A 13,115-nucleotide genomic window follows, 5' to 3' on the forward strand; every position below is an offset into this window, starting at 1 on the left:
CTTGACTCGGCCGCGGATCGGGTCTCGATCCCCCCGGATGATGGAGCTGAGCGGGCCTCACATCCCGCTCGGTGCCTGGCCGACGGTTGCCGGCTCGGTGGCGCACCCGGCCGAACATTCGGGTGGTGTTCGCCGGGCGGTCGTGAAGATTTACCACGACGGCGACGCTGATCACAGGGGCCGACTGTGACGTGTCACACAGGTAGAAGCGGACAAAAGCCGCACCTGCGGGGCAAAAAAGGCGCGGCTTTGACGGGATCGTTATCCGGATTTGAGGCTCCGCTGAGCGGACACGGAGAGTGACGAAACCGCCTCGCTCAGGGCATAAGGGTCGCGACGAGCGACTCCTGGAGCCCGCCGAGCCACAGGTACGCCATCACCATCGGCTTGCGCGGGTCCTCGTCGGGGAGCCGGTAGAGCAGGTCGGTGTCGTCCTCGTCGGCGATCTCCAGGCGGGAGCCGATCGCCAGGCGCAGGTCGTTCAGGGCGCGCAGCCACTGCTGGGACTCCTCGGGCGACAGCTTCAGCACCGCGCCCTCCTCGCCCGCCGACGCCGAGGAGAGGGCGTCCAGGGTGCGGACCACCGCCAGCGCGTTGTCCCGCTTGCCCGCCCGCAGGTCGTTCTCGGTGTAGCGGCGGAACTCCGCGGAGTGCGCCCGCTGCTCCTCGGCCTCCCGGGCCTGCGGGGCGCCCTCGGGGTCGCCGTAGGCGTCCGGGAACAGGCGGCGCAGCACCGGGTCGGAGGGCGGCTCGCTCGGGCCCTCGGCGAACAGCTCGGCGAGCGGGTCGTCGGAGGCGTCCTCGGCGGGCCCGGGGCCGATCAGCTCCAGGAGCTGCACGGCCAGGGAGCGGATGATGGAGATCTCGACCTCGTCGAGCGCGACGGCCGCGCCGCCGCCGGGGAGCGGTTCGAATTGTCCGGGCATGAAGGCGAGTCAGCTGCTTCCGTCCTGCGGGCGGGCGTGGGTCATTTCCGGTCCTGCTGGAGGGTGGCCCACAGGCCGTAGCCGTGCATGGCCTGTACGTCCCGTTCCATCTCCTCCCGGCTGCCGCTGGACACGACCGCCCGGCCCTTGTGGTGGACGTCCATCATGAGCTTGGTGGCCTTGTCCTTGGAGTAGCCGAAGTACGACTGGAAGACGTACGTCACATAGCTCATGAGGTTCACGGGGTCGTTGTGGACGATCGTCACCCAGGGCACGTCGGGCTCGGGTACGGCGAAGACCTCCTCCGCCGACTCGGTCTTCTCGATCTCCATGGGTGCGGCTGCCGTCACAAGCCCCATGCTGCCACCACAGGGGGGCACCCGCACAAACGGGCCTGTGGCGGGCGCCACGCGAACCCGACCGGAACCAAAATCGTCAGAGTGACGAAATGGGGGTACGATCCCTCGTATGAACACAGCGGACCTTGGGCTGCCGGTGGACGTCCCCTCGACGGCGCTCTTCACGGACCAGTACGAGCTGACCATGCTCCGAGCCGCGCTGAAGGCCGGTACGGCCGGGCGGCGGAGCGTGTTCGAGGTCTTCACCCGGCGACTGCCCGACGGCCGCCGCTACGGCGTCGTGGCGGGCACCGGACGGGTGCTGGACGCGGTGGAGAACTTCCGCTTCGACGCGGACGTCCTGCGCTTCCTGCGCGAGAAGGACATCGTCGACGAGGAGACCCTGGAGTGGCTCGCCCAGTACCGCTTCGGCGGGGACATCTGGGGCTACCCGGAGGGCGAGGTGTACTTCCCCGGCTCGCCGATCATGCGGGTCGAGGGCACCTTCGGCGAGTGCGTGCTGCTGGAGACGGTGATCCTCTCCATCCTCAACCACGACTCGGCGATCGCCGCCGCCGCCTCCCGCATGTCCTCCGCCGCCGGTGACCGGCCGCTGATCGAGATGGGCGCCCGCCGCACCCACGAGCTGGCCGCCGTCGCCGCCGCCCGCTCCGCCTACGTCGGCGGCTTCGCGACCACCTCCGACCTGGCCGCCGGCTTCCGCTACAACATCCCCACCGTCGGCACCTCCGCCCACGCCTTCACCCTGCTGCACGACCACGAGCGGGACGCCTTCCGCGCCCAGGTGGACGCGCTGGGCCGGGACACCACGCTGCTCGTGGACACCTACGACGTCACCGAGGCCGTCCGCACGGCCGTGGAGGTCGCCGGGCCCGAGCTGGGCGCGGTGCGCATCGACTCCGGCGACCTGCTCCTGGTCGCCCACCGGGTGCGCCAGCAGCTCGACGAGCTGGGCGCCACCGGGACGAAGATCGTGGTGACCTCGGACCTGGACGAGTACGCCATCGCCTCCCTGGCGGCGGCGCCCGTGGACGCCTACGGCGTCGGCACCCAGCTGGTGACCGGTTCCGGGCACCCGACGGCCTCGATGGTCTACAAGCTGGTCGCCCGCGCCGAGTCCGGCGAGGAGGGCGCGCCGCTGGTGCCGGTGGCCAAGAAGTCCAGCGGCGGCAAGACCTCCATCGGCGGCCGCAAGTGGGCCGCGCGGCGCCTGGACGCGGACGGCTACGCCGAGGCCGAGGTGGTGGGCACCGGTCCTGTGCCCGACGCGCTGGCCGACCGGCAGCTCCTGGTCGAGCTGGTCAAGGGCGGCGAGGTCGTCGCCCGCGAGCCGCTGGACGCCGCCCGGGACCGGCACGCCGCCGCCCGCGCCAACCTCCCGCTGTCCGCCACCCAGCTCTCCCGAGGGGAACCCGTCATTCCGACGGAGTACGCACAGTGAGGGTCGGGTAGCTAAAGCTGGTGCCCCCCAACCGCACATCCGAACCAGTCGAAGGACACCGACCATGCGCCGCGCCTTGATCGTCGTAGACGTGCAGAACGACTTCTGCGAGGGGGGCAGCCTCGCCGTGTCCGGCGGTGCGGACGTGGCCGCCGCCATCACCGAGCTGATCGGGCAGGCGCCCGCCGGCTACCGCCACGTGGTGGCCACCCGCGACCACCACGTCGCGCCGGGCGGCCACTTCGCGGACAACCCGGACTACGTCCACTCCTGGCCGGCGCACTGCGTCGCCGGTACCGAGGGGGTCGGCTTCCACCCGAACTTCGCCCCCGCCGTCGCCTCCGGCGCGATAGACGCCGTCTTCGACAAGGGGGCGTACGCGGCCGCCTACAGCGGCTTCGAGGGCGCCGACGAGAACGGCACGGGCCTCGCCGAGTGGCTGCGGTCCCGCGAGATCGACGAGGTCGACGTCGTGGGCATCGCCACCGACCACTGCGTGCGGGCCACCGCCCTGGACGCCGCCCGCGCGGGCTTCCGTACGCAGGTGCTGCTCGACCTGACCGCCGGAGTGGCGGCGGAGACCACCGAGCGGGCGCTGGAGGAGCTGCGGGAGGCGGGCGTGGAGCTGTCCGGGAAGCCGGTCGTGCAGTAGCTCCCCCAGGGCCTGTCCTAGGTCTGGGCGGTCGGGCGTCTGAGCAGGGCGCGGATCGGGTGCCACAGCTCCTGGACCAGGTCCGGGCCGCCCACGGACCCCGCCACCGGTGCCGTGCGCCATATCAGGCCGTCCGGGTGGTGCAGGACCGCGGTGATCTCGTCCGGGCTCGGCGGGGCCGCGTTGCCCCGCAGGTAGACGCTGCGCAGCCCCAGGTTGCGCAGCCTGGTCAGGGCGCGCGCCCGGTTCTGGGCGTGGACGAGAAAACGCACGCTGCCGCCGCTCGACGGGGCGGGGCTGGGCAGGTTCAGTGCCACCACCACCGTGCCGTTCGGCAGCTTGCAGAAGCCTCCTGCGGCCATGCGGTCATACCCCCGAGTCAGCCTGGGTCGGTCCGGGCCCCGGGCCCGGTGTCAATAAGAGAACCACAGGACGCACCTAAACACGGATCGGCGGCGACCCGCCAGGGGGTCACCGCCGATCATGCTCTGACCTGGGCAGATGCTATTTACCTGCCCGCGGGGCCAACCTCGAGCTCGATCGTCGAGCCGTTCTTGGCCTCCTTCAGAATCTTGATCTTCGTGTTGGTGTCAGTGATCTTGACACCGCCGGTCGGGTTCGCCGGGTCGTAGTAGTCGTTCTTGCGGTCGTTGAAGACCGAGACGCCCTTCGAGCCCGGGACGTACTTCGCGACGTCCGCCTTGTGCAGCGTCATGCCGTCCGTGCGGTAGAGGCTGAACGGCGAGTCGTACGCCTGCATGCGGTTGCGCATGAGCGTGCCGTCCTTCCACTTCAGCGCGGTCGGGTGCGAGTCGATCGGCAGGACCAGACCCTTGCCCGGGTGCTGGCTGGTGTTGTTGTCCGCCTGGGAGGTGTCCCACTTCCAGATCAGCAGGCCGTTCTGGTACGCGTAGTGCTCGACCCAGTTCGGGCGCTCCGAGAAGCCGAAGTTGTACGGGCCGGTCTTCAGCGTCTTGTCGTACGACACGTACTGCCGGTTCTCGGCGATGTAGTACTGCGCGTACTCCTTGGTGAAGGAGGCGCCCTTGCGGGTGAAGCCGTTCGCCGTCCACGCGGCGTCCTCGGTCTCCGCGTTGTCCGAGAAGAGCGTCTCGCCGTCGGCCGTCACCGCGATCCGGTCGGCGGTGAAGCCCTTCATGGCCAGGCCGCCGTCGGTCTGGTAGCGGAAGCGCAGGTCGATCTTCTTGCCGGCGTAGGCGTCCAGCGGGTAGACCAGCTTGCCGTAGGCGTCCACAGTGGCGCTCAGGGCGGGCTTGTCACTGCCGTCGCGCTGGATCGGCTGCCCGTCGAACGTGCCGTCGATCGCGGTCCAGTTGGCGCCGCCGTCGGTGGACACCTCGGTGTAGAGGAAGTCGTAGTCGGCCTCGATGTCGTACCAGCCGTCCAGGGTGAGGGAGGCGGACGACTTGCCGGTGAGGTCGACGCTGCGGCTCAGGGTGTTCTTGAGGTCGTTGCCGCTGCCGCTCCACCACTGGGTCTCGCCCTCGGCGGGAGGCACGATCTCGGTGGTGACCTTCTCCTTCGGCAGTTCGACGACCAGGCCCTGCTTGTGCTTGGTGTTGTACTCCGACACGCCCAGCTTGTGCCAGGAATTGACGCCCGCCTTGGCGGTGTCGTAGTTCAGCCAGCCCAGCTGGAGCTTGTCCCAGGCGGTCATGTCGCCGGGCAGGTCGCCGATCTCGTTGCGTCCGGTGCCCAGCCACGAGCCGGACGACATCAGCGTCCAGAAGCCGGTGGAGTTGTCGCCGCCGGCGGTGTCGTAGTGGTCCGGCAGGCCGAGGTCGTGGCCGTACTCGTGCGCGTAGACGCCGAGTCCGCCGTTCTCCGGCTGGATGGTGTAGTCGCCGACCCAGATGCCGGTGTCGCCGATCTGGGTGCCGCCGAGCTTGTTGTCGGCGGGGCCGGTGGCGCCGGCGTCGGTGCCGAAGGCGTACCAGCGGTGGGCCCAGATGGCGTCCTCGCCCTGCGCGCCGCCACCGGCGGACTCGTCCTCGCCGGCGTGCACGATCTGGAAGTGGTCGATGTAGCCGTCGGGCTCGTTGAAGTCGCCGTCGCCGTCGAAGTCGTAGCGGTCCCACTGGTCGTACTGGGTCAGCTGGGACTTGATCTGGGCCTCGGTGCGGCCGGCCGCCTTCTGGTCGGCGACCCAGGCGGTGACGCCGTCCTGCACCGCGTACCAGGCGCAGTTGTCGGGGTCGCACTTGTTGGAGCCGTAGCGGGCCTCGTTGTAGGGGACCTTGACCCAGTCGGAGACCTCGCCGTCGACCGAGTAGCGGCCGGAGGACTGCTTCTCGTAGTAGGTCTTGACCGAGTTGACGCCCTCGCCGGAACCGAAGTACAGGTCCTGGAAGTGCTCCTGGTCGTAGTCCTCCTGCCAGGCTGTGGAGTTGTCCGTCTTGCGGTTCGGCTTGGCTATCTCGTTGTGCAGCGGACCGGGGGTGCCGCCGTAGCGGCTGTCGACCTGGTCGCCGAACTCGACCAGGATGGTGAAGATCTTGTCGGTCTTCTCCCGGCCCAGCTCGACGTACTTGGCGTCGCCCTTCTTGCTCTTCAGCTGGACGACGTTGGAGCCGTCCTTCTTCTTCACCGAGGCGTTGCCGGATATGACCTGCTTCAGGGCCTCCTCACGCTGGGCGGCCCGAGTGTCGCTCAGGGGGCCCTTGAGGTCGTGGGAGCGCGCCGTCTTGTCCGGGCTGGGATCGTGGCGGTTCACGGCCTCCGGCCGGGACGGCGAGTCCGCCTGCGCCACGCCGGCCGCCGAGAGCGTGGCGGTCGCGGCGGCGAGTGCGACGGTGGTCGCCGCGGTTCTGAACGTCCAGGATCTTCTGGTCACTTGAGTTCCTCCCCCGCGTCCACGCGCGCGGAAGGGGGACCTAGGACAGTGCATAGTCCGCGCACACGTGATCAACGCGTGTAATCAAGTGACGACATTTGACTAGAGGTTCGACGGAAAAGACAGACCTTGACTTGAGCAGAACAAGTGCACTATGCGGAGTCGCCGTTCGCTTTGCGGACACCGGATCGTGACCTTCGCCCGGTCCCGCGGGGCCCGGCCGGGGCCCGACGGGCGCGCGGGACCGTCCACTTCCCGGACGTCATGAATCCGTGCGCCCCCCGTGCATCGGCCGTGCCGGTTAGGTCGTGCTTACTGCCGGTTCCACTCGGGCACACAGCGGGTTAGAGTCGCTTGGCGGAACGCCCGGAAGCCGGCGGAAAGCCAGGCCGACAGCCCGTCTCACCCGATGATTGTCTTCCGAGGACACGATGGCCATGCCCCGTCCGACTGCCGCCCAGTTCGCCTACGGTTCGTGCACCGTGATCTTCTCGACGCTCGCCATGCTGCTGCTGTCGCAGACGAGTTCGGGTCCCGGAGTCGCCCTCATCGCCGTCGCGGCCCTCGCCCTCGGGCTGCTGGTCGCCATGACGGTCCCCCAGCCCAGGACGCGCGCGGTGACCGCCGTGCCGGCCCACCGGTTCGGCGCGGACCGGGAGCCGGTGCAGGTGTCCGCGGGGGCCCGGGTCTCCGCGGGTGCGGGCGAGGCCACGCGCGGGCGGGCCGCCTGAGCGTCCGCGGCCGTCAGCGGGTGCTGACCACGACCGTCTTCGCCGCCTTGTCGTGCAGGCCCTGCTTGTAGGGCCTGTCGAAGAAGCTCCAGCCGCCCGCGATGATCGTCCACACGCAGGCGCAGCAGAAGGCGAACGGAATCCACAGCACCAGGGCCCGGATCAGCGACGTCTGCACGGAGGGCGTCGCCCCGTTGTCCAGGTTGGCCACCCGCATCCCGAGCCACTTCTTGCCGAGGGTCTGGCCCGTCCTCGTGGTCATGTAGGTGTCGTACGCGATGTAGAGCACGGCGGCGATCACGGACTGCCCGAAGGACTTGCCCACGGAGACGTCGTCGCCGTCCACCGTGTACTCCTGGACGTTGAAGGCCCAGCTGAGCAACCAGACCACGATGCCCACGAGGATCATGTCGACGATCCGCGCGAGCGTGCGCCGCCCGCTGTCGGCGAGCGGGGGTATCCCGGCCGGCGGATCGCCGGGGCGGCCGCCACCGCCGTACGGGTCACCGCCGTAGGGGCCGCCGCCGGGAGGAGGCCCACCGTAGGGACCTCCGCCGCCGGGGGGCGGGGGGCCGCCGTAAGGGCCGCCTCCGCCGGGGGGCGGCGGCGGGTTGTCGTAGGGGTTCTTCCTCAGCGGGTCGTCGTCCGGCGGCTGCTGCCCGCCGGAGCCGGGGGGCGGTTCGCTGCTCATGTCCCGAGTCGAACCCGGAGTCTGTCTCCTCGCATCCGGCGAGCGGCCGTCCGGAGTAGCGAGGGTTCGTGATCCGACGCCGTCCGGGCGGGGAATGACGGTGCGTCGGCGGGTGCGGGCGCGTTGTGGTTGCTCGCGCCCGCGCGGCGGAGCCGCATATTCGATACAGCCCCGCGCCCCTTTCAGGGGCGTTCAGTACACGTACCTCGAGGGGCGCGGGGAACTGCGCGACCAGCCCCCACGCACCCGCACCCGCACCCGAAGACGAGACCCGCGCTCCCGGACCCCACCCGCCCAGCTAGCCCGCAACGAACGTGTTGGCGGCCTTGTCGTGCCAGCACTGGTGCCAGGGGCGGTCGAAGAGGCACCACGCGACGCCGACCACGCCGACGGCCAGGAGGCCGGGGACGCTGTAGACCAGCCAGCGGCGCAGGGCCGCGCCGAAGGACGGCGGCTCGTGGGCCTCGATGTCCCGCACCTCCAGGCCGAGCAGCCGCTTGCCCAGGGTGCGGCCCCACTTGGCGGTGGGCAGCGCCTCGTAGGCGACGCCGAAGAGCAGCAGGACGGCCAGCACGATGCCCAGGTACGTGGACGTCGTGCCGTCCAGCAGCCAGACCGTGACGGTCTCGCCGGACAGCTTGGCCTCGTCGATCTTGTCGTTGACGTGGTCCATCGCCTTGACGCCGAGCGGGACGGCGGCCACGGCGGTGACGCCCGCGAGGACGACCGTGTCGATCAGCCGGGCGGCCAGCCGCTTGCCGAGCCCGGCGGGCCGGGCCGAGGCCTGGCGCCGGGCGGCGGCCTGGAACACGTCCTCGACCGGCGGCTTCCACGGTGCGACGGGCTGCTCGTCGCCGCCCGCCCCGGCCAGCCGGTGCACCTGCTGCGCCCAGGAGGTCTGGCCGCCGCCGGGACCGCCCGCCGCGACCGGCGGGGAGGCGGCGGGCTGCTGCTGCGGGGGCGCCTGGTGGGGCACCGCGGGGGCGGCGGGCGTCGCGGGAGCCTGAGCCTGCGCGGCGGCGGCCCGGGCGGCGGCCGCCTTGCCGGCGCTGAATCCGGGTCCGGAGCCGGGAGCGGGAGCCGGAACGGAGCCGGAAGCGGGAGCCGGAACGGAGCCGGGAGCGGGAGCCGGGGCGGGACCGGAAGCGGGAGCCGGAACGGAGCCGGGAGCGGGAGCCGGGGCGGGAGCGGGAGCCGGGGCGGGAGCGGGACCGGGTCCGCCCGGCTGCGGGCCCGTGCGCGGGGTGACCGCGCGGAAGGTCATGGTGCCCTCGTCCTCGGCGGCGGGGGCGCTCCGCCGGCCCGCCGCCGGGCGGCGGAAGACGAAGGTGTTGCCGGACTGCTCCTCCTCCGCCCCCGTTTCCGCCTCCGGTGATGCGGAGGCGGCGGCCTCGGCGGCGCCCTGGGCGGGCGGGGCCTCCTGCCGGGCGTGCGGGACCCGCGGGTCCGCGCCCCGCGCCGTGCCCGGCCAGGCGACGGGCGGTTCCGGGGCGTCGGTGGGACCGCCGGACGGGCCGGAGCGGTCGGCGCCCCAGGCGGTGGCGGACTCCGGGCGGCTGCCGTGCTGGGCCGCGGCGGCGGGCGGGGGGTCCTCGACCGGGTCCTCGTCGAAGAAGTGCGGCCCGGTCTCCTCGACGGAGGGCCGCGCGCCGGGCGGAGGCGCGAGCGGCTCGCCGTCCTTGGGGGCGGGGCGGCTCGTGCCCGCCACCCAGGAGGCGCCGTTCCAGTACCGGACGTATCCGGGAATGGACGGGTCCGGGTAATACCCTTCGCGGGGCCGGTCGTCGCCGGGGGCCGGGGTTGGGGCGCTCATGTCCGTCGTCCCGTATCTGCTCGGGGGTTGATAGGGGGGCCTCAACATCTATCAGACGGGCGCAATCCGCACCGCCGGTCCCGCCGTACCCACCCCTTTCCGGGCAACCTCGTGCCGGGACCTTCACATCCGGGCCGCGCCCTGGCCCCGCGCGCGGAAAAAAATTCCCCGAACCCGCGTAATGCTCCGGCCCCCGGCCGGTCTCCCCGGCAAAGGACCGCACGAGATCCGGGAGAGGAACCCGCCATGCACCCCAACCCCACCGGCCCCACCGTCGTGGAACGCGAGCTGGAGCTGAGGCTCGTCCTGTCGCCCGAGCGCGGCATCCCGGTGCCGGCCAGGCTCGGTTACCACACCGACGACCCCTACGCCGTCCACATCACCTTCCACATCGACTCCGGCCGGCCGGTGCACTGGACGTTCGCCCGCGATCTCCTGGTGGAGGGCGTCTTCCGCCCCTCCGGGCACGGGGACGTGCGGGTGTGGCCGTCGAAGGCGGAGGGCCGCAGCGTCGTGCTGATCGCGCTGAGCAGCCCGGACGGCGACGCCCTTCTGGAGGCGCCCACGCCCCAGGTGTCGGCCTGGCTGGAGCGGACCCTGCGGGCGGTGCCGCCGGGGGCCGAGGGCGCGTGGCTCGGGATCGACGACGGGCTGGCCGAGCTGCTCGCCCGGTGAGGAGGGGCAGCGGTCAGAAGAGCTTGCCCGGGTTGAGGAGGCCCAGCGGGTCGAAGACCTGTTTGACGGCCCGCTGCATCTCCAGGCCCACCGGGCCGATCTCCCGCGCCAGCCACTCCTTCTTCAGGACGCCCACGCCGTGCTCGCCGGTGATGGTGCCGCCCAGTTCCAGGCCGAGCGCCATGATCTCGTCGAAGGACTCGCGGGCCCGCCGGGACTCGTCGGGGTCCTGGGCGTCGAAGCAGACGGTGGGGTGGGTGTTGCCGTCGCCCGCGTGGGCGCAGACCCCGATGGTGAGGCCGTACTTGGCGGCGACGCGGTCGATGCCTTCCAGCATGTCGCCGAGCCGGGAGCGGGGCACGCACACGTCGTCGATCATCGTGGTGCCCTTGACGGCTTCGAGGGCGGTGAGGGCCAGGCGCCTTGCCTGGAGGAGGAGTTCGGACTCGGCCGCGTCCTCGGCCGGGACCACCTGCGTGGCACCCGCGGCCTCGCACAGCGCGCCGACGGCGGCGAGGTCGGCGGCCGGGTCGGTGGTGTCGAAGGCCGCGAGCAGGAGCGCCTCGGTGGTCTCCGGCAGCCCCATGTGGGCGAGGTCGTTGACCGCCTTGACGGTCGTACGGTCCATCAGTTCGAGGAGGGACGGCACGTGCCCGCCCTCCATGATCCGGCAGATCGCGTCGCAGGCGGCGGACGCGGAGGGGAACTCGGCGGCCAGCACCAGCTGCTGGGGCGGCTGGGGGCGCAGTCCGAGGACCGCCTTCACGACGATGCCGAGGGAACCCTCGGAGCCGACGAAGAGCCGGGTGAGGTCGTACCCGGCGACGCCCTTGGCGGTGCGGCGCCCGGTGGACATCAGGCGGCCGTCGGCGAGGACGACGTCGAGGCCGAGGACGTACTCGGCGGTCACCCCGTACTTGACGCAGCACAGGCCGCCGGAGGCGGTGCCGATGTTGCCGCCGATGGTGCACATCTCCCAGCTGGAGGGGTCCGGCGGGTAGTAGAGGCCGTGTTCGTTCACCGCGCGGGAGAGCGTGGCGTTGACGACGCCCGGTTCGACGACGGCGACGCGGTCGACCGGGTTGATCTCCAGGATGCGGTCCATCTTCGTCAGGGAGAGGACCACGCAGCCGTCGGTGGCGTTGGCCGCGCCGGACAGGCCGGTGCGGGCGCCCTGCGGGACCACCGGGACGCGCAGCTCGGTGGCGGTGCACATGACGTGCTGGACGTCCGCCACGGTGCGCGGCAGGACGACCACGGCGGGGGCGCCGGCCGGGCAGAAGCTCGCCATGTCGTTGGCGTAGGAGGCCGTGACGTCGGGGTCGGTGAGGACGGCCCCGGCGGGAAGACCGGCCAGCAGGCGGTCGACGAGCGTGCTCCGGTCGCCGGGGGTGCGGTGGACCGTCGCGGCTGCGTCGTCTTCGTCGCGAGGCGCTTCGATACGGCTCATGATCACAGGCTCGCATCCACGGCCATCGGTGTGAACCCCGTGGGCGGCATCCGCCACCTGCCCGGTGTGATCGTCGTATGGGCGCACAGTGAGCGCCATGGACGCCATGCAGAGGGAGACCGGAACCGGCCGGCGGTCGCGCCGCGGGCGCCGGGTGCTGATCGCCTCCGTCGCCGGGACCGCCGTGCTCGGCGGGGTCCTGGTGCTGCTCCCCCGGGAGGGCGGCGACGCTCCCCCGCCTGCGCCGGGGCCCGCGGCGCTGGCGCGCGGGGCGGTCACCACGGGGGTGCCGGCCGCGCTGCCGGACCTGGCGGCGCTGATCGGCGACCGGGAGACCCATCTGCGGGCGCATCCGCTGGACGGGGCGGCGTGGGCGGTGCTCGGCGCGGCCTACGTCGAGCGGGGCCGCCGTACGGCGGACGGCGCGAACTGGCCGAAGGCCGAGAAGGCGCTGCGCACCTCGCTGAAGACCGGGCCGGAGCGCAATCCGCAGGCCCTGGAGGGGCTCGCCGCGCTGGCGGTGGCGCGCCGGGACTTCCCGGCGGCGAAGAAGTGGGGCGAGAGCGCGGTGAAGGCGGCGCCGAAGCGGTGGACGGCGCACGCGGTGCTGATCGGCGCGTACACCGGGCTCGGCGACGACAAGGGCGTGGGCCGGGCCCTGGACAAGGTGACGGAGCTGCGTCCGGGCACCCCGGTTGCGGACGCGCTGGCCGCGGGTGTCTACCGGGACCGGGGCTGGCGGGAGGACGCGGCGGCGCGGATCTCGGACGCGGCGGCGGCCGCCGAGGCACCGGCGGAGCGGGCGGCGTACCTGGAGCAGGCCGGGCGGCTGGCGTTCGAGCGCGGGGAGCGGGAGGAGGCCCTGCGGTTCTTCCAGGAGGCGCTGCGCACCGACCCCGACCAGCGGGCCGCGCAGGCCGGGCAGGGCAGGGCGCTGGCGGCGCTGGGCCGGACGACGGAGGCGCTGTCCGCGTACCAGGCGGCACTGGCCAAGCGGCCCAGCCCCGAGTACGCGCTGGAGCTGGGCGAGCTGTACGAGTCGCTGGGCCTCGGGCAGGCGGCGCGGGTGGAGTACGACCTGCTGCGGGAGCGGGTGCGGGACGCCGAGGCGGCCGGGGCCGACGAGCAGTTGGTGCTGGGGCGGCTCGACGCCGACCACGGCGATCCGGCGGCGGCGGTGGAGCGGCTGCGGACCGAGTGGGGACGGCAGCCGGGGACCGCGGTCGCCGACGCGCTGGGCTGGGCGCTGCACCGCACCGGTGCCGACGAGGAGGCGCTGGAGTTCGCGACGATCGCGACCGACGGCGACAAGGGCGGCGGGGTGCGCAGCGCGCTGTACGCGTTCCACCGGGGCGTGATCGAGCGGGACCTGGGGCGGTCCGGGCCCGCGCGGCGGCATCTGCGCGAGGCGCTGACGATCAACCCGTACTTCTCGCCGCTGCGGGCGCCGGAGGCGAAGCGGGCGCTGGCGGAGCTGGGCGAGCCCTCGGTGGAGGGCCCGCCCGACTAGAGGGCACCAGGTG

The 13,115-nt window shown here is 72.4% G+C and carries 12 protein-coding genes; 5 read left to right on the forward strand and 7 right to left on the reverse strand.

Annotated features, from left to right (window positions below):
- Positions 1-317: 317 nt before the first annotated feature.
- Together ACGH52_RS15065 and clpS are read right to left on the reverse strand one after the other, a co-directional pair.
- A complete protein-coding gene (locus ACGH52_RS15065) occupies positions 318-926 on the reverse strand; it encodes a DUF2017 domain-containing protein (RefSeq protein WP_059301565.1) in 609 nt (202 codons plus the stop codon).
- 41 nt (positions 927-967) lie between these two features.
- Entirely contained in the window at positions 968-1,285 is a 318-nt protein-coding gene (gene clpS, locus ACGH52_RS15070; protein ID WP_030180153.1) for an ATP-dependent Clp protease adapter ClpS, read from the reverse strand.
- 109 nt (positions 1,286-1,394) lie between these two features.
- Between clpS and ACGH52_RS15075 the strand changes: the two genes are divergently transcribed.
- Together ACGH52_RS15075 and ACGH52_RS15080 are read left to right on the forward strand one after the other, a co-directional pair.
- Positions 1,395-2,726, forward strand: a complete 1,332-nt coding sequence (locus ACGH52_RS15075; RefSeq protein WP_121703680.1) for a nicotinate phosphoribosyltransferase — start codon at positions 1,395-1,397, stop codon at positions 2,724-2,726.
- A 64-nt stretch (positions 2,727-2,790) separates the two neighbouring features.
- Positions 2,791-3,378: a nicotinamidase gene (locus tag ACGH52_RS15080; RefSeq protein WP_059301567.1), complete on the forward strand. Its 588-nt coding sequence runs from the start codon at positions 2,791-2,793 to the stop codon at positions 3,376-3,378.
- Between the two features lie 17 nt (positions 3,379-3,395).
- On the opposite strand, the gene ACGH52_RS15085 is transcribed toward ACGH52_RS15080, so the two are convergent.
- Together ACGH52_RS15085 and ACGH52_RS15090 are read right to left on the reverse strand one after the other, a co-directional pair.
- The gene (locus tag ACGH52_RS15085; RefSeq protein WP_076974560.1) at positions 3,396-3,740 is read right to left on the reverse strand and encodes a hypothetical protein; all 345 of its coding nucleotides are present in this window, start codon (positions 3,738-3,740) and stop codon (positions 3,396-3,398) included.
- Positions 3,741-3,886: 146 nt separating this feature from the next.
- Positions 3,887-6,232 carry an immune inhibitor A domain-containing protein gene (locus ACGH52_RS15090; protein WP_121703679.1) on the reverse strand — a complete coding sequence of 782 codons (2,346 nt, stop codon included), beginning with the start codon at positions 6,230-6,232 and terminating at the stop codon, positions 3,887-3,889.
- Positions 6,233-6,669: 437 nt separating this feature from the next.
- On the opposite strand from ACGH52_RS15090, the gene ACGH52_RS15095 reads away from it, so the two are divergent.
- Positions 6,670-6,963, forward strand: coding sequence for a hypothetical protein (locus ACGH52_RS15095; RefSeq protein WP_193777809.1), 294 nt, complete (start codon positions 6,670-6,672; stop codon positions 6,961-6,963).
- A gap of 13 nt (positions 6,964-6,976) precedes the next feature.
- Here ACGH52_RS15095 and ACGH52_RS15100 read toward each other — a convergent pair whose 3' ends face one another.
- Positions 6,977-7,654 (reverse strand): RDD family protein, encoded by a 678-nt coding sequence (locus ACGH52_RS15100; protein WP_399939761.1) that lies wholly within the window; start codon positions 7,652-7,654, stop codon positions 6,977-6,979.
- 298 nt (positions 7,655-7,952) lie between these two features.
- Positions 7,953-9,467 (reverse strand): RDD family protein, encoded by a 1,515-nt coding sequence (locus ACGH52_RS15105; RefSeq protein ID WP_399939764.1) that lies wholly within the window; start codon positions 9,465-9,467, stop codon positions 7,953-7,955.
- Between the two features lie 246 nt (positions 9,468-9,713).
- Between ACGH52_RS15105 and ACGH52_RS15110 the strand changes: the two genes are divergently transcribed.
- Positions 9,714-10,142: an SsgA family sporulation/cell division regulator gene (locus ACGH52_RS15110; RefSeq protein WP_399939768.1), complete on the forward strand. Its 429-nt coding sequence runs from the start codon at positions 9,714-9,716 to the stop codon at positions 10,140-10,142.
- A gap of 13 nt (positions 10,143-10,155) precedes the next feature.
- On the opposite strand, the gene ACGH52_RS15115 is transcribed toward ACGH52_RS15110, so the two are convergent.
- Entirely contained in the window at positions 10,156-11,598 is a 1,443-nt protein-coding gene (locus ACGH52_RS15115) for an FAD-binding oxidoreductase (RefSeq protein ID WP_399939771.1), read from the reverse strand.
- A 91-nt stretch (positions 11,599-11,689) separates the two neighbouring features.
- Here ACGH52_RS15115 and ACGH52_RS15120 point away from each other — a divergent pair, with 91 nt between their 5' ends.
- Positions 11,690-13,102, forward strand: coding sequence for a tetratricopeptide repeat protein (locus ACGH52_RS15120; RefSeq protein ID WP_193777478.1), 1,413 nt, complete (start codon positions 11,690-11,692; stop codon positions 13,100-13,102).
- Positions 13,103-13,115: the final 13 nt, after the last annotated feature.

It is taken from the genome of Streptomyces sp. BBFR25, assembly GCF_044590125.1.
Lineage (GTDB): Bacteria > Actinomycetota > Actinomycetes > Streptomycetales > Streptomycetaceae > Streptomyces > Streptomyces canus_D.